This is a genomic window from Niallia circulans, assembly GCF_007273535.1.
Classification (GTDB): Bacteria; Bacillota; Bacilli; order Bacillales; family Cytobacillaceae; genus Niallia; species Niallia circulans_B.
The window spans coordinates 1,078,992-1,094,637 of record NZ_RIBP01000004.1; the positions used below are offsets into that span (position 1 = coordinate 1,078,992).

Consider the following 15,646-nt stretch of genomic DNA (forward strand, 5'->3'; position numbering starts at 1 on the left):
TACACTATCCTTTCCCGTTTATTTGTTAGACTCAACAAGATTAACACTCCAACCCATACTTTCTTGCTGGATATCCCAAAGTTTTGCATAAAGTCCTTTTTTGGCGAGCAAGTCTTCATGTGTTCCTTGTTCAGAAAGATTGCCATTATCCAGCACAATTATTTTGTTTGCTCCGGCAATTGTTTTTAATTTGTGGGCGATAACAATAACGGTCCTATTTCTTACGAGTTCAGAAATAGCCTCTTGAATAAGAACTTCATTCTCAGGATCAATGGAGGCAGTAGCTTCATCTAATAAAACAATTGGTGCATTTTTTAGAATTGCTCTAGCAATCGAAATCCGTTGTCGCTCTCCTCCAGATAAGGTGGAGCCATTTTCCCCAATAAGAGTTTCATAGCCATCACGCATTTTTTCAATAAATCCATCACACCTGGCCATTTTTGCGGCAGCAAATACCTCTTCATCTGTTGCCTCTTGTTTACCAATGCGAATATTATTTATAACTGTGTCATTAAAGAGCATAACTTCCTGAAAAACAAAGCTCATATAGCTCATTAAAGCTTCTGGATCAATGCTTCGAATGTTCTTGTTGCCTACCAATATTTCTCCATTACTAACATCCCAGAATCTGGCTATTAACCGGGAAATGGTGCTTTTACCTGATCCTGAAGGACCCACAAGCGCTGTCACCGTGTTCTGCGGTATGGTGATGTTCATGTTGTTTATAACGGAATCCTTGTTATATGCAAAGGAAACATTTTTAAATTCAATGCTGCAATCAGAAAGATTAACAGCTGTTTCACCTTCCATTGCAGGCTCATTTCGTAGTTGCTTCATGCGCTTTGTTGAGGTGAAGAGATACATGATTTCAGTGAACATAGTTAAAATAACAAGGACGGGAGTATAAATACGGGTACTAATCATCGCGAATGTAAGAAATTTAACGACATCTAGACTGCCAGCAGTCAACAGATTGACGCCAACCAGTATGACAATGCCGATACCTACCTGTAAAATGACGGAAGCAAGGGTGATAAAGCTGCCAGCAATTGCTTCAAATTTTATCGATTCTTTCATCATTTGCTTGAGTGCCATTTTCAATACAGTCGATTTTTCACCAGACAGACCAAATGCCTTAACAACTTTTATGCCATCTAAGTACTCCTGCATCTGTTTTGATACGTTTAATTTCGCCTTAACATGGCGTTTTCCAAACCTTTCCTGGATTTTTCGTGAAAGATAGATTATTCCCATGGAAATAGGAAGAACGAATAGTAAAGCAAGTGTCATACGCCAATCATAGAAGGCCAGTAAGATAGAGACAATCGTAATAGAAATGGAGTTTGCAACAATTTGCGGAATGGCATGGCTCACCATGTGTTCAATAGTAGTGCAGTCACCCATAATGTTTGTTGTTAGTTCCGACAAATCCTTCCGGTTGAAGAAGGAAAGGGGAAGCCTCCGCATATGTTCTGCAACCTTCATTCGCATATTCGTACTTTCAGCGTATGCTGCGGTATAGGTCTTATCATATTCCATTCCGTAGACAAGAAAGTAAACTACGGCACTAATTACGCCAAATCCGAAAAGAACCCATAGTCTGCTTGTATCCAAAGGTTCATTTGTAACGAGTGGATCAATGATAGTCTGCATGGTGAGCATGATAATCATCAAAGGTACGAAAAGGACTAGATTAGACAGTACACAGAAAAAAATTGCTTGTTTTAAATCCTTTGTACCTTTTTCGGAGAGATGTAGAAGTCTACTAAGCATTGTTTTGTACCTGCCTTTCTTCTGCGATTGTCCAGCTCATTGCTGAAGTATATTGATCCCACATATGACGGTACCGTCCACCAAGGGATATAAGGGTATCATGTTTGCCTTCTTCCATTAGCTTGCCTTCATTAATAACAAGAATATTGTCTGACCCCTTCACAGTAGAAAGTCTATGTGCGATTAGAATGACCGTTTTATTTTTCATGAGTTTTTCAAAGGCCAACTGCACCTTGTGCTCGTTCTCCGGATCAGCAAAGGCAGTAGCTTCATCAAGGACGATGATAGGAGCATCTTTAAGAATGGCTCTCGCAATGGCAATCCTCTGTTTTTCACCGCCAGAAAGCTGAATATTACTAGCCCCAATCACTGTGTCATATCCATTAGGCATCTTTTCAATGAACTCGTGGCACTGAGCTGCTTTTGCAGCTGCAATTACCTCAGTACGGCTTGCACTTTTGTTTCCAATCATGATATTTTCCAGAATGCTTTGCTGGAATAAAAAAACATCCTGGAATACAAAACTGACAATACTCATTAAGTAATCAGTGGACATTTTTTTAATATTCACCCCGCCAATTTTGATACTTCCTTTACTTACATCATAAAAACGTGGAATTAAATGGGCGATTGTACTTTTGCCAGAGCCAGATGGCCCTACTAAAGCAGTTACCTCGTTCTGTTTAGCAATAAAACTAATGTCAGACAGTGCTTCTGAATCCTCATAAGAGAAGCTTACATTCTCAAAGCTGATATTAAAATTGGTTGTTTTCTCTGGATTTTGCGATTCAGGCAATGGTTTTTCTTGAAATATTTTATCCATACGCTCAATACCGTCGGCAATTTGCCTTCCCGTTTGAGAGACGTACATAAGCTTGAGAAAAGGGGTAGTTATGGCAACAGAGAAAATTAGATAGAAAAGAACAGCCATAGAAAATCTAGGATAATCAGTTATATCAGTCGAAATCCAGATAACTACGGGAATAAGGAAAATATAGATGTTATTTAAGATGACTAAAAAGAGCAAATATGCATTTTTATATGCTTTTGTATAGGCAAGTGCAAAATCTCCATATGATTTAATAGAAGTATAAAATTTTCTAAAAGAGTAGATGGTTTGGCCAAACGCTTTAATAACAGATATGCCGCGGATATACTCTACAGATTGATTGTTCATATCTTCTAGCGAATCTTGGTAGATTTTCATAAATTCGGATGATTTTTTACCCATATAAAGTGCTTGAATGACATACAAGCTGATAATTGGAAAGAGTGTAGCCAGGCCCAGTCGCCAATCAAACCCTAATAAAATGATTAAAACGACAATTGGTGTAGCAAATGAACCGATAATATCAGGAAGCTGGTGAGCAATAAATCCTTCAATCTTTTCGATATTTTCATCGACAACCTTGCGCAGCTTTCCTGTTGAATTTTGTGTGTAGAAGCCAAGAGGTAAACTTGCGAGATGATTGACAAATGCTAGTTTTAAATTATACAACGTTTGAAAAGCGGCAAGATGTGAACACATTAATGCAATGAAATTAAGGAGGATGGCACCGACAGCAGATCCTCCAGCAAGCCAGCCAAGCTTTATGATATAACTGCCGTTAATTATGCTTAAATCGGACAAATTGTATGCTAATTCGCGAATGATGTAGTAGATGGAAAGGAACGGGATAAATGAAACTGCTACGCTAACAACAGATAGTATACATGAAGTCACGACAAGGGCTTTTTTAGTAAAAGCAAGCTCCCACATACGTTTCATTCCGTTAGCTGCTTGTTTATGCTGCTGTTCGCTTTGTGTACTTAAACTGGACATACTATTCCTCCTTTAATATTAGGTAGAAAAAACTCTCTGCACTGGTAGAGTGCTTCATTTACTATTGATAATGAGAATCATTATCAATAGTAAATATTAGTCCTTTTTCATTTTTCTGTCAACAGTTATTTCCAATATTGGTAGCAAAAAGATGATGGATAATGTGGATGCTCGAATTTATAGTTTGTTTATATTTGCGATATAAGGAGTTTAGTTATTGTCTCTACAATAAAAGTAAGCAAATCATAAAGGAGAGATAAATAATGAATAAGAAGTTCATGATGACAGCAATCACTTTGGCTAGTTCAATCACTTTAATGTCAGCGTGCGGTAATATAACAAGTAAGGAGACTGGTGAAAATTCAGCACCTGAGACTCATCAGACAGTTGAGGAAAGTGCAGAACAACAACTGACAAAAGGCCAAAAAATGGCGAATATATTAGGCAGTACAAACTGGCAGGGTACTCGTGTTTATGATAAGGATAATAATGATCTCACAAAAGAGAATACTGGTTTTATCGGTTTAGCAAAGTACGATGCGGAGACTGGGCACTATGAATTTTTTGATTCCCAAACAGGGGAGACACGCGGTGATGAAGGGACGTTCTTTATGTCGAATGATGGAATGAAACGCATACTCATTTCCAAAACGATGAATTATCAAGCGGTTGTCGAAATAACAGAATTAGACGAGGAGATGTTTACGTATAAACGTATGGGAAAAGACGCGGATAATAATGATATAGAGGTTTTTGTGGAGCATAGACCTTTTGCTGACAATAATTTAAGCTTCTCCACAGCTGATCAACCTTTAACTGCTTCAACAGGAGAGATTATAATTGATAAGGATGGAGATAACATCCTTGGTTCAAGGTTATGGCAAGGAACAAAGGCATTGGATGAAGAAGGAAATGATGTCACCATGTATAATGAGAACTATATCAGTCTTGCTAAGTTCGATAAGGATACGAATCAATATGAGTTCTTTTCTTTAGAAACAGGTGAGAGCAGAGGTGATTATGGTTACTTTAATGTAATTAATAACAATAAGGTTCGTGCACATATGTCTATTGGTGAAAATAAATATGGTGCAGCATTGGAGCTTACAGAGTTAAATCAAATTAAATTCACATATAAACGTGTTGGTAAGGATGCCGACGGAAATGATATTACCATCTTTGTGGAGCATGAGCCATATAAGGGAGAATTAACGCCAGTTTTTGGATTTTAAGTAAGTAGAAAACTCCTTACTTGAAAAAGGAGACTAAGATGACCATAAAAAATCGATTTTTAACTTCATATCTTGGCGGTATTGTTATAGCGAGTGTCTCCATTCTTGCCCTGCTCTGCATTGTTTTTTATGTTACGACGGGTACAGTACCAACACCGAAAACATGGTATCAAACCTTTACGAAGCAACGCTCCTTAAGTCCTGAAGAGGAGCTTGCTTATGTGGAGCTGCGTAATATTGCGAAGACGAATCCAGATACACTCTTAGAGAAGGGGATCGTAACCGACTTGCAAAAAATGGAGGAGAAGTCTCTTGGTGTTGTCATTCGTCATGATGAGAGTATTTTATATTATTCAAAAGGGTTAGTAGAGAAATCTCTTGTTGTTCATTTTCCAGTTTTTGATACGAATAATATTGAAACAAAAGGAACGATAGATAATGCAGGCAGAATGTATCGTTATATAAAGTTTGATTTTTATTATAGTGATCTGTCAAAGGGAAGCATTCTTGTTTTAAAAAAGGAAAATAACCTTTTAGAGTTTTTTACTAAATGGGGAGTTACAATTAGTATCGTTATTATTCTTGTTTCCATCACTGCAATGCTTTTTTTAAACCAGCTTTTGCATAGGACAATTATCAAGCCTTTAGAAAATTTGGGACAGTTCATGTCTGAATTACGTGGGGAAAGTCTGCAAAGCAAAACACCAGCCTTACCTGCCAATACAGCAAAGGAAGTACAGCAGCTGACAGCTAATTTTGAAAGTATGCGCACAACCCTGTTAGCCTCTATCCAAGAGCAGCAGAATCTTGAAAATAATCGAAAGGAGTTAGTTGCAAGTATTTCTCATGATTTAAAAACACCCATTACCTCCATTATTGGTTATATTGAAGGCTTGCAGGAGGGAATTGCTGATACACCTGCAAAGCAGGAAAAGTATTTACAGACAATCCATTCAAAATCGATTGCTCTAAATCGTTTAATTGAAGAGTTGTTTCTTTATTCTAAACTCGATGCGGAGGCTGTGCCTTTCCATTTTGAACGGATCCAGCTGGAGAAATTTCTTGTACATATGTCAGAGGAATTTCAATTGGACAACAGAGATGTTCAATTTCAGGTAAGTGTACGTGAAGATATGTATGCATCAATTGATCGCATGCAAATGAACAGGGCTATTAATAATTTATTTGAAAATAGCTTAAAGTTTAAAAAGACTGATGAAACGTTATGTATAACATTAGAAGTTACGGAAAATGCAGATAGGTTAGAGATTCATGTAAAGGATAATGGGCAGGGAATTGCCGAGGCTCAACTTCCCTATGTATTTGATCATTTTTACCGTGGAGAGGCAGCACGAACATTTACAACAGGGGGCAGCGGGTTAGGGCTTGCCATTGTGAAGCAAATCGTTGAAAAACATCAAGGCCATGTGGAAATTCAAAGTAAATTGCATTATGGCACTAAAGTGATAATAATACTCGCAAGAGCGTAAGGAAGGTGTCAATTAATGGTGCCATCACGAATATTAATCATAGAAGATGATGTAAGTATTGCCGAATTACAAAGGGACTATTTGGAGATACATCAAATGGTAGCGGAGATTGAAACAGATGGATTAAAAGGGGTAAATCGGGCATTAACTGAGCCATACGATTTAATAGTCATTGACTTAATGCTTCCTTCACTTGATGGTTTTGAAATCTGTCGACGGATTCGTGAGAAGAAAAATATTCCCTTAATGATTGTCTCAGCGAAAAAGGAAGATATCGATAAAATAAGGGGTCTTGGATTAGGTGCAGATGATTATATGACAAAGCCATTTAGTCCAAGTGAACTTATTGCACGAGTACAGGCGCATATTAAAAGGTTTAAGCTACTAACAGGCATGGGAAACTCACAGGAAATAATCGAGAAGAAAAATATCTTAGTAGATAAAGGAGCACGTAAAGTATTCATTTTAGGACAGGAGTTTATTTTCCCGACAAGAGAATTTGATTTACTCATATTTTTTATGGAGCACCCAAACCGCGTCTGGACAAAGGAGCAGCTTTTTCGGCAAGTTTGGTATATGGACGATTTAGATGGTGATGTTTTTACAGTCGTTGTCCACGTTGGCAGGATTAGAGAAAAATTTAAAAAGGGAAAACTGTCAGAGTCACCTATAGAGACAATATGGGGAAGTGGATATCGGTTTAATAGCTAAAGGTAAAAAAGTTTCACATGAAACATTTTAGCAAGTAAGAATTGGTGAAAAGCATTGTTCGTCTTAAAGAAGGAGTTCGATTTGGAATCGAACTCCTCTTTATATTTACTTAATATTAATGGGGAAGATAATCCATCAAACCTGTTTTTAAAATTTTTTATTAAGAAAGGAAATATCCCGGTTTAGTGATTCTAACTCCTTAAAAACATCTATCCTAAGCAGGTTCCCCATTGTACTTAATTCCGTACTTATAAAACAACTCCAAACATATTCTTATAAAAGAAAATCGGAGGAGGTCGAAGCAGTGAAAAAGGTTAATGTTCGGTTACAGCCGATTGTAAGTAGGATTAATTTACCTACTGTGTTGAAAACAGCTGTACTTCCTGGTGACACTGTTGAGAGATTATTTATTGCTACCCAGTTGGGTGAAATTTTTTATGTAGGTGAGGAGGAGGTAAGAACTTTTTTAGATATTAGTCCTCAGGTTATTAAATTGGGTTCTGAAGGTGGATATGATGAACGGGGCTTATTGGGACTTGCGTTTCACCCGGACTTTACTCATAATGGTTTGTTCTATCTACATTATTCTGTAGCTGGTACACAAGGGTCAGGCGTAGAGCCTAAAGATTTTAAGCCTGAGCCTTGTAATCCTAAAGCATTGAACTTGAGATGGACAAATAGGGAATCTCAATATGATCATATTGATACGGTCGAAGAATGGGGATTACAGTCAAATGGGCATCCAAAAAAGCTGCGGATATTGCTTAACTTAAGAAGACCTTTTTCGAATCATAATGGGGTTAACAGCTTAAATTTTTCCCCTGAAACCGGGAAGCTTGTTTTTACAAATGGAGATGGCGGGTCAGGCTATGATCCATTTAATTTAAGTCAGGATGACATGGAGATTGCCGGCAAGATAATAGAAATAGATGTTAGAAAGAATACCTACACTAATAATCCACCTATAGTTACTCGTTTTAATGAACTGCCCCGAGCCAGTCAGGAACTGCTCACAGTGATGGCAAAAGGGGTTCGTAATATACCAGGCATTTCTTTTCAAAAGGTTTATAATCAGTACATTAAATATACAGGAAATGTCGGGCAAGAATTAGTCGAGTCAATTTTTGCTTTTAATCATTATAACCCAATACCAGTTACACAGCTTGTTAAAGCATCTGATATGAATGCTAAGCTTAACCAAAAAGGATTGGTAAACCTAGGCTGGCGAGGGTGGGAAGGCGATTTTCCTACAGCAATTATAAGAGATTGTAGTAATAATCCAGCGTTTGATCAGAAAATTTTCGCTTTTTATAATGAAGCAGTAGCACTATCCGGGAGTCGCCTTCAGCCTTTAACTAGCTACTTTCATGAAGATCCAAGACCTGATAAGTTTGGTGGAACAGCACTTACCGGAATTCAGTTTTATATGGGCAATGCCATTCCTGGTTTAACAGGAAAGGTAGTCTTTACAGATGTTGTGCGGAAGGATTCGAAACCAAAAAGAGGGACTTTAGCATATACGTCGTTAAAACCAGACGGTAAACAAAACGACTTTAGTGTGATTCATGCTGACTATGATTTTGGCACACAATCAGCATATTATGTTAGTTTAGGCGCAAATCTTAATCAAACTAAATTATACTTAGGGGTTTTTGGCTCTATGAAAGTGACAGATTATAACCAAGGAACCATTTTTGAGATAGTGCCATGATTGGTGATTTAGTTAATAAAGTCCTCTTAATCTTCTAAATAGGAGTAATGCAATTTCAACCCATAACCAGCTGTAAAGGAAAGAAAAGATAAAGATTATTCCGAATGTAAGTAGTGAAAAAGAATTAGAGATGGTCGGTCCTAAAATTGGAAAGCGTAAAATAAACAATAATGTACTTATTCCTAACGTTAAAGAAAAAGCTCCAGTAACAATAATGCTTAATCTTGACTTAAGGAGGTAAAAGGACAGCCCAATACCAAGTCCTAATAACCCTGTTGTAAAAGGAAACACAATTAGTTCGGTTGGCTGCAGGATGAATAATAATAGTATTGCTTGCAAAAAGGCCATCGCTCCAAATGGAACGGACAGCATGGAATATAACAATATTGGTGCTGTGGCAAGGGGGCTTAAAAGATACCCAATACCAGGGAAAGAACCGCCAGCAGATTGAAAAATAGCTGCAAAACAAGCGAAAATTGATCCTAATATAAGCTTTTTTGTTTTTGTATGTTTAGTAAAGAAGGTTTGTTGAGCTAACTGGACATCGGTGGAAATAGCCTTGAATAAATACATTCTTTCACCTCATTTTTAACGCTTCCTTAAAGTATATAGAAGCGGGGATGTTAATATTAATAAAACCAAGCAAGCCTTAACCGGACTGCTTGGTTTTATTTTATTTATACAGGCTCTTGTCGGAATCAACCATCATAGGATGTTTGTTAAGGGAAGTCACCGTGAAAAGAGGAATGTTATGAATTATTATGATCGAACCGTTAGTAATCAGCCTAGTGTTATTTCATTTGCACGAGGGGATGTAACAGGTGATAGAGTACCTGATAATGTCTACTTAACAGGAGTAAAAACTTCGACTAGTCCTTTTGTCCAGAATATTACTCTTCATATTCAAAACGGGAAAACTGGAAATATACAAAGTGTGCCACTTAATGAAAACGCCGGTTATAATCCTACTATTTTTTTAGGTGATTTTACTGGAAATGGCGCAGACGATATTTTCATAAGTATTGCGACCGGGGGCAGCGGCGGAATAATGTATCATTATATTTATTCTTTTATGGGAAATACAGTAAAGTTAGTATTTGATGCCAATGTATACAATGAGCAATATCAGTATGAGGTTACCTATCAAGATAATTACAAAGTGAAGGTTGTCAGCAAGATTAATAATAAGATATATATAATAGATATTTCGGGAAGAGATGCAGATTATCTCAATGAAATTTATGAGCAAAACGGCAGACTTAAAAGCCCAATCACCGGTTTTGTTAACCCATTAAGTGGTTTATATCCTGTAGATTTTGATTCGAATGGTGTATATGAACTATTAGCTTATCAAAAAGTTGCTGGGCGGTATAATGCAGATTCTTTAGGCTATGTGTTAAATACTTTAGGGTGGTCAGATAACAGATTTCTTTTGCAGAATCAGTATGTAGCTGTTTTTGGTTATTAAAAGGGGAATTCTATCGCTCATTTAAATTAAACAGATTCAATTGCTTTATTTATGATATTTCGAGTAAAAAATGTATAATTTTAAGCCTTTGAAGAATTGGAAGATGAGGCAATGGCGGCACTGCAGGCAATTGGGAGCTAACTGGGTGGCAATACGTCAAAATGCAAAGCTTAAAGTTAATAGTTGATTGCTACAAACCAGTAACCAATCGTAGAAACTTCTGTTAAGAAAAGCTCCGAGCAGCTTTTCTTCTTTTTTATTATCGGAAAAATAAACAGCCGCTGACCTCAATAGTGACGGCTGTTTTGTTTATCATTGAATTCCAGACCGGATGAAACGTTCCCGATTTCGTAAATAAGCTTCCTTGCATAACTGCTTGACCGCAACATAGTCTTTTGCACAAACCGCCTCATAAATGGCTTTATTTAATAGATTGGCAGAGTAATGCTTCTGGTGTGGTGTAAGCTTCCAGTTGACTATACCGAAATGGATCAGCTTGTCCTTAACAGAATCCATTATTTGCAGCATTGTTTGGTTATTGGCAGATGTTATCATACTGCGAGTGAACATCATGGAAGATTGTACATATGCAGGGTAATCATCCTTTTTTTCTGCGTCAAGCTGTTGTTCTAAGTGTGTTTTTAATTCTTCTATGTTATAAATGAGGCCCTTTTCTATAACAGAGTCTACGGAATACTCCTCTAAAAATAGGAATACCTCCATTACATCTAATATTTCTTTATAAGAGATTTCCTTTACGAATAAACCTCTATTTTTTAGAGAAGAAACAAATCCCTCTGATTCTAACCGAGAAATAGCACCTCTTATGGGTGTACGGCTCATATTGAGTAATTGAGCAAGTTCATTTTCTGACAAAAGGGATCCAGGCATATAGATTCCAGTCATGATGTTTTCCCTGATTTTGCTGTAGGCGATGTCAACTAATGAGGACATATTTCCATTTCCTTTCAAATAGGATAGCACACTTATCTTACCTGATACTCTATCCATCCGCAACAAACAAAAGCTAAGTAATTTACTTACATGAACTTTAAAATTCCTTAATATGGAGTTTACGTTTAAGCGTTATTCTTATCTTGCACTCAAGTTGTATACAAGTTGGATTCTAAGGAGGTTCTCTTTTTTAAAACAAGCTATTATTGTATAAACCCTTGTAACTAGAAGTTAATCAGCTATAAGAAAAAAATTGAAGATTTCAGGAGGAAATAATGAAGAAACTTGTTTCGTTCTTAATAATGATACTTATTGCAACGGGGATTTTAGCTGGCTGTGGAACAAGCAGTTCGTCAGGATCAGCAAAACAGGACAAATTTGTTATTGCATATCTCCCTCAGGAGACAGACGAACAAATGCAAAAAACGTATAGTAATTTTGAAAAGGAACTTTCTGAAAAAATCGGTATGAAGGTAGAGGCATACCAAGCCAATAGTTATAATGCTGCAATCGAAGCGATGAAAAATAATAAAGCAGATATGGCTATGTTTGGACCATTCTCCTACATAGTTGCAGAAGAAAGAGCCGGGGCAGAGCTTATTGCTAACTTAAGCAACCCAGCACTGGAGGGACAAGCTCCATCTGTTATTGTTGTCCCAAAAGATTCTCCTATCCAATCTCTTGCTGATTTAAAGGGAAAAACAATCGGGTTTGCTGATCCAGTATCAACAACAGGGCATTTGCTGCCTAAATCAACTATTGTAAAAGAACTGAATATGGATGTAGAAGAGCTAGAGAACAACTTTTTCAAAAGCGTGCAATTTGCCGGAGGGCATGACAAAGCACTTATCGGTGTAGTTCGCGGTCAATACGATGCTGCTGGTGTTTCAGCGATGATGCCTGCCATGCTTGAGGAAAAAGGAGTTATTGAAAAAGATTCGTACCGGGTGATAGCAGAGTCTGACCCGATACCAGTTGGGGCACCATTTGCTGTAAGAGGCGGATTAGACCAGGAAACGAAAGACAAAATAACAGAGTTTTTATTAAGCTATGCTGATCCTAATTACTTCAAGGCAATTTTAGGCACAGAGGATGCCAAATTTGTGGAAGCAAATGATGGTGACTATGACGAGTTAAGGGATATTTCTGAAATGCTTAATTTAAGTCCAGAGCAGTTATTGGAGAACTAAGGGAGGAAATTATGATGTCAGCACGCAATAAACCTTCCGTGAGAGCCATTGAAATGCGCAGGATGAAGGGGAGCTTGTCTGTTATTTTCTTTGCTCTCCTGATTTTGTTTTCGATTTGGTTCGTAGAAATGGATATATTCGAACTTATACAGAGTATTCCTATATTCTTTCAATTTTTATTTACGGACTTTTTTCCTCCAAATATATCTGATTTGAGTACTTATTTTGGACCGGTAGTTGATACCCTTATCTTTGCTGTGGTAACGACATGTTTATCATCGCTGCTGGGAATAGTCATTGGATTTTGCATGGCACATAACACAACACCACATCCTGGTGTTCGGGTATTTTTCAGAGGGATAATTGCATTTTTGAGGAATATTCCATTCCTAGTCTGGGCATCTATATTGGTCGTTATATTTGGAGTTGGAACAATGCCAGGACTGTTCGCTTTAGTCTTGTTTGGGACAAGCTTCTTAGCTCGGGTATATGCAGAATCAATAGAAGAGTTGAATAAAGAGGGAGTGGAGGCACTAGATGCTTGTGGTGCTTCTTATCTTCAAAAAATAAAGCATGGGATTATGCCCCAATTCCTGCCGAGCTTTTATTCATGGACACTTTTTATGTTTGAAATAAATATACGTGCTTCTGCCATTCTTGGACTTGTCGGAGCGGGCGGCATGGGAAGTATATTGAAGCAGACAATGGACTTGTTTCAATACGGAAAAACATCTACAGTCATAGCTATTATGGTCATATTGATATTAATGGTGGAATATGTGACAAACCGGGTAAGGGAGAGATTAATTTAAAATGTCAAAAGGTCAAATGCCTGTCCCTGAAACAGTATTGGTAAAAGAAAAAGCTTTTGCGAAGAAAAAAATTCCAATTGCCCATAAACAAACAAAACGGCAACAGCAATACTTCTTCGTGACGGCTGGAATATTATTTGTCATTTGTTTTACGCAAATAGATTTAAGCTTTACCCAATTTCAGGCGGGAGTGGCTAGAATCCCGTCGGTTCTTGAGATGATGATGCAAATATCATTTGCTGAACTCCCTGAGCTAGCAAGTGAAATGGTTGTTTCCTTAGTAACAGCGTTCCTAAGTCTTGTACTTAGCATTATATTTGCTGTCGTCCTTTCATTTCTTGCAGCAAGAAATACGACCCCAAACAAATATTTTGGGATGCTGCTGCGATTTTTATTTATGATAATCCGTGCTATCCCTGCTACTGTATGGGTTTTAATTGCTGTAGCCAGCATCGGATTTGGGACAATGGCGGGTGTGTTAGGTCTTATCTTTCCGACACTTTCTTATTTAGTAAAATCCTTTTCAGCCCAGATTGAGGAAGTAGGCCAAGAGACGATTGAAGCATTGCAATCAGTTGGAGCAACATGGTGGCATATTGTTTTTCGTGGCTTGATTCCAACGCTTCTTACTAGTTTTCTCGCAATTACAGCTTTCCGATTTGAAATGAACGTAGCTGAATCTGTTATTTTAGGCATGGTTGGTGCAGGTGGTATAGGGCTTTTAATTCAAGGATATATCTCCTTCTATGACTTTAGCAGTCTTAGTCTAGGGATAATCATGGTTTTTATTACTATGTTTACACTTGAATTTATGACAAACCAAATTCGCAGACGCATGTCACATTAGGAGGAGTATTATGGATAGCGTTCTTAAAATTACAAATCTAGTAAAACGATATAATGGTGGCACACTGGCATTAAAAGATATTAATCTGGAAGTGAAAAAGGGTGAATTTATTGCCGTCATCGGTCCAAGCGGTGCGGGTAAATCAACGTTACTTCGCAGTATTAACCGTTTAATTGAATCGACAGAAGGTTCTATTGAATTTCTTGATCAGCGTATAGAAAAGGCGAATAAAAGCGAATTGAGAAAAATCAGGTCAAAGATGGGCATGATCTTTCAGCATTATAACCTGATTTATCGATCAAGTGTCCTTGAAAATGTTCTTCATGGACGATTAGGCTATATGGGCTCAGTTGCTGGAGTGTTTAACCGCTATAAGGAAGAGGATAAGCAGGAAGCGATTATGTTGCTAAAGAAGGTTGGATTAGAAGCAGAAATCTATAAGCGAGCCGATGAGCTTTCTGGAGGGCAAAAACAGCGTGTTGGCGTTTGCCGTGCCTTGGCCCAAAATCCAGAGCTTATCTTGGCAGATGAACCAATCGCCTCCTTGGATCCAAAATCATCAGCTGTTGTGATGGATGCCATTTATAAAAACTGCAAAGAGCAAGGCATCGCCTGTTTGGTTAATCTCCACCAAGTCGATGTAGCCAAAAGATATGCAACAAGAATAGTGGCAGTTAAAGCAGGCACTATTGTCTTTGATGGTCAGGCAAGTGAATTAACGGAGGAAATGATTGAATATCTCTATGAGGGAAAAGAGCAAGAAATATTTGAGACAGCCAATTAAGCAAAAAGAAAGGGTGTAAATACATGGAGAATCAAGGTTTGATAGCGAGCACAAAGAACAGAATCATTCCGTTTGAAGGAATCCGTAATTTTCGTGATATGGGTGGCTATAAAACAGAAGATGGTCGAACAGTGAAGTATGGAGTTTTTTACCGATCGGCAGAATTAACGGACATGACTGATAAAGATAAAGAAATATTTAGTTCACTGGGCATAAAGTATATATTTGATTATCGGGATGATGGTGAAGCTTCAGTGAAACCGGATCCTGTTATAGCAGGTGTCAGAAACGAGAGAATACCTGCCATTGCAGGAGAGGTACAGGGGCTTGTTCAATCGATGGAAGACTTGGTGAAAAGTGAGTTATTCAAGGATCTGAAGACAATTGGATTAGCTGATATGTATGGAAAAATGGCACTAAATAATCGTTCATATAGCAGGCTGTTCGAAATTATTCAAGATCCAGAATTTATGGGGATTCTCCATCATTGCGCAGCAGGCAAGGATAGAACTGGAGTTGGAGCAGCGCTTATTCTCTCAGCATTAGGGGTTCCTAAGGAAGTAGTAATAGAAGATTACTTAATTACAAACGAGACGTTGCATGAATTCCAAGAAATGATAAAAGCAGAGCTGTTAGGCAAGCTGACAGAAGAGCAGATGAAGCTGTTTGATGCAATGATGGCTGCTAAAGAGGAATATATACAAGCAATGTTTACAGCTATTGAGGAAACCTATGGAAATTTACATACTTACTTCGAAAAGGAATTGAACTTAACAGCTGAAAAACGTATTGCCTTACAAAATTTATGGCTAGAATAAAAGCTTCCTGAAAAGAGTCTTGTGAAAGGCTCTT

General features: G+C 37.7%; 14 protein-coding genes. 10 read left to right on the forward strand and 4 right to left on the reverse strand.

Features of this window, described 5'->3' with window-relative positions; translation table 11 throughout:
- Positions 1 to 18: 18 nt before the first annotated feature.
- Both CEQ21_RS13390 and CEQ21_RS13395 read right to left on the reverse strand, forming a co-directional pair.
- A complete protein-coding gene (locus CEQ21_RS13390; RefSeq protein WP_185764943.1) occupies positions 19 to 1,773 on the reverse strand; it encodes an ABC transporter ATP-binding protein in 1,755 nt (584 codons plus the stop codon).
- Positions 1,766 to 3,595, reverse strand: a complete 1,830-nt coding sequence (locus CEQ21_RS13395; RefSeq protein WP_185764944.1) for an ABC transporter ATP-binding protein — start codon at positions 3,593 to 3,595, stop codon at positions 1,766 to 1,768. Before CEQ21_RS13395 ends, CEQ21_RS13390 begins: the two co-directional genes overlap by 8 nt.
- 263 nt (positions 3,596 to 3,858) lie before the next feature.
- Between CEQ21_RS13395 and CEQ21_RS13400 the strand changes: the two genes are divergently transcribed.
- The 4 genes from CEQ21_RS13400 (at position 3,859) to CEQ21_RS13415 (ending at position 8,739) form a co-directional block, all read left to right on the forward strand.
- Positions 3,859 to 4,827, forward strand: a complete 969-nt coding sequence (locus CEQ21_RS13400; protein WP_185764945.1) for a DUF4822 domain-containing protein — start codon at positions 3,859 to 3,861, stop codon at positions 4,825 to 4,827.
- 38 nt (positions 4,828 to 4,865) lie between these two features.
- On the forward strand, positions 4,866 to 6,317 hold the full coding sequence (locus CEQ21_RS13405; RefSeq protein ID WP_185764946.1) for a sensor histidine kinase: 1,452 nt from the start codon (positions 4,866 to 4,868) through the stop codon (positions 6,315 to 6,317).
- Between the two features lie 15 nt (positions 6,318 to 6,332).
- Entirely contained in the window at positions 6,333 to 7,028 is a 696-nt protein-coding gene (locus tag CEQ21_RS13410) for a response regulator transcription factor (protein WP_185764947.1), read from the forward strand.
- Between the two features lie 304 nt (positions 7,029 to 7,332).
- The gene (locus CEQ21_RS13415) at positions 7,333 to 8,739 is read left to right on the forward strand and encodes a PQQ-dependent sugar dehydrogenase (protein WP_185764948.1); all 1,407 of its coding nucleotides are present in this window, start codon (positions 7,333 to 7,335) and stop codon (positions 8,737 to 8,739) included.
- 12 nt (positions 8,740 to 8,751) lie between these two features.
- On the opposite strand, the gene CEQ21_RS13420 is transcribed toward CEQ21_RS13415, so the two are convergent.
- Positions 8,752 to 9,312, reverse strand: a complete 561-nt coding sequence (locus tag CEQ21_RS13420; RefSeq protein ID WP_185764949.1) for a hypothetical protein — start codon at positions 9,310 to 9,312, stop codon at positions 8,752 to 8,754.
- Between the two features lie 178 nt (positions 9,313 to 9,490).
- Between CEQ21_RS13420 and CEQ21_RS13425 the strand changes: the two genes are divergently transcribed.
- Positions 9,491 to 10,207: a VCBS repeat-containing protein gene (locus CEQ21_RS13425; protein WP_185764950.1), complete on the forward strand. Its 717-nt coding sequence runs from the start codon at positions 9,491 to 9,493 to the stop codon at positions 10,205 to 10,207.
- 312 nt (positions 10,208 to 10,519) lie between these two features.
- Here the strand turns inward: CEQ21_RS13425 and CEQ21_RS13430 are convergent, their stop codons facing one another.
- Positions 10,520 to 11,161, reverse strand: coding sequence for a GntR family transcriptional regulator (locus CEQ21_RS13430; RefSeq protein ID WP_185764951.1), 642 nt, complete (start codon positions 11,159 to 11,161; stop codon positions 10,520 to 10,522).
- A gap of 275 nt (positions 11,162 to 11,436) precedes the next feature.
- On the opposite strand from CEQ21_RS13430, the gene CEQ21_RS13435 reads away from it, so the two are divergent.
- From CEQ21_RS13435 to CEQ21_RS13455, 5 genes are read left to right on the forward strand one after another with little or no spacing between them, the layout of a single operon-like run.
- The gene (locus CEQ21_RS13435; protein WP_185764952.1) at positions 11,437 to 12,351 is read left to right on the forward strand and encodes a phosphate/phosphite/phosphonate ABC transporter substrate-binding protein; all 915 of its coding nucleotides are present in this window, start codon (positions 11,437 to 11,439) and stop codon (positions 12,349 to 12,351) included.
- A gap of 11 nt (positions 12,352 to 12,362) precedes the next feature.
- A complete protein-coding gene (phnE, locus tag CEQ21_RS13440) occupies positions 12,363 to 13,163 on the forward strand; it encodes a phosphonate ABC transporter, permease protein PhnE (protein ID WP_235907249.1) in 801 nt (266 codons plus the stop codon).
- A gap of 1 nt (position 13,164) precedes the next feature.
- The gene (locus tag CEQ21_RS13445; protein WP_235907250.1) at positions 13,165 to 14,010 is read left to right on the forward strand and encodes a PhnE/PtxC family ABC transporter permease; all 846 of its coding nucleotides are present in this window, start codon (positions 13,165 to 13,167) and stop codon (positions 14,008 to 14,010) included.
- Between the two features lie 10 nt (positions 14,011 to 14,020).
- Positions 14,021 to 14,794: a phosphonate ABC transporter ATP-binding protein gene (gene phnC / locus CEQ21_RS13450; protein WP_185764953.1), complete on the forward strand. Its 774-nt coding sequence runs from the start codon at positions 14,021 to 14,023 to the stop codon at positions 14,792 to 14,794.
- Positions 14,795 to 14,817: 23 nt separating this feature from the next.
- Positions 14,818 to 15,612, forward strand: a complete 795-nt coding sequence (locus tag CEQ21_RS13455) for a tyrosine-protein phosphatase (RefSeq protein WP_185764954.1) — start codon at positions 14,818 to 14,820, stop codon at positions 15,610 to 15,612.
- The last annotated feature ends 34 nt before the right edge of the window (positions 15,613 to 15,646 follow it).

Excerpts from the sequence above, each read along its gene's own strand:
- CEQ21_RS13390 (WP_185764943.1), bottom strand. The coding sequence starts at position 1,773 with ATGCTTAGTAGACTTCTACATCTCTCCGAAAAAGGTACAAAGGATTTA.
- CEQ21_RS13395 (WP_185764944.1), bottom strand. The coding sequence starts at position 3,595 with ATGTCCAGTTTAAGTACACAAAGCGAACAGCAGCATAAACAAGCAGCT.
- CEQ21_RS13400 (WP_185764945.1), top strand. The coding sequence starts at position 3,859 with ATGAATAAGAAGTTCATGATGACAGCAATCACTTTGGCTAGTTCAATC.
- CEQ21_RS13405 (WP_185764946.1), top strand. The coding sequence starts at position 4,866 with ATGACCATAAAAAATCGATTTTTAACTTCATATCTTGGCGGTATTGTT.
- CEQ21_RS13410 (WP_185764947.1), top strand. The coding sequence starts at position 6,333 with ATGGTGCCATCACGAATATTAATCATAGAAGATGATGTAAGTATTGCC.
- CEQ21_RS13420 (WP_185764949.1), bottom strand. The coding sequence starts at position 9,312 with ATGTATTTATTCAAGGCTATTTCCACCGATGTCCAGTTAGCTCAACAA.
- CEQ21_RS13425 (WP_185764950.1), top strand. The coding sequence starts at position 9,491 with ATGAATTATTATGATCGAACCGTTAGTAATCAGCCTAGTGTTATTTCA.
- CEQ21_RS13430 (WP_185764951.1), bottom strand. The coding sequence starts at position 11,161 with ATGTCCTCATTAGTTGACATCGCCTACAGCAAAATCAGGGAAAACATC.
- CEQ21_RS13435 (WP_185764952.1), top strand. The coding sequence starts at position 11,437 with ATGAAGAAACTTGTTTCGTTCTTAATAATGATACTTATTGCAACGGGG.
- phnE (WP_235907249.1), top strand. The coding sequence starts at position 12,363 with ATGATGTCAGCACGCAATAAACCTTCCGTGAGAGCCATTGAAATGCGC.
- CEQ21_RS13445 (WP_235907250.1), top strand. The coding sequence starts at position 13,165 with ATGTCAAAAGGTCAAATGCCTGTCCCTGAAACAGTATTGGTAAAAGAA.
- phnC (WP_185764953.1), top strand. The coding sequence starts at position 14,021 with ATGGATAGCGTTCTTAAAATTACAAATCTAGTAAAACGATATAATGGT.
- CEQ21_RS13455 (WP_185764954.1), top strand. The coding sequence starts at position 14,818 with ATGGAGAATCAAGGTTTGATAGCGAGCACAAAGAACAGAATCATTCCG.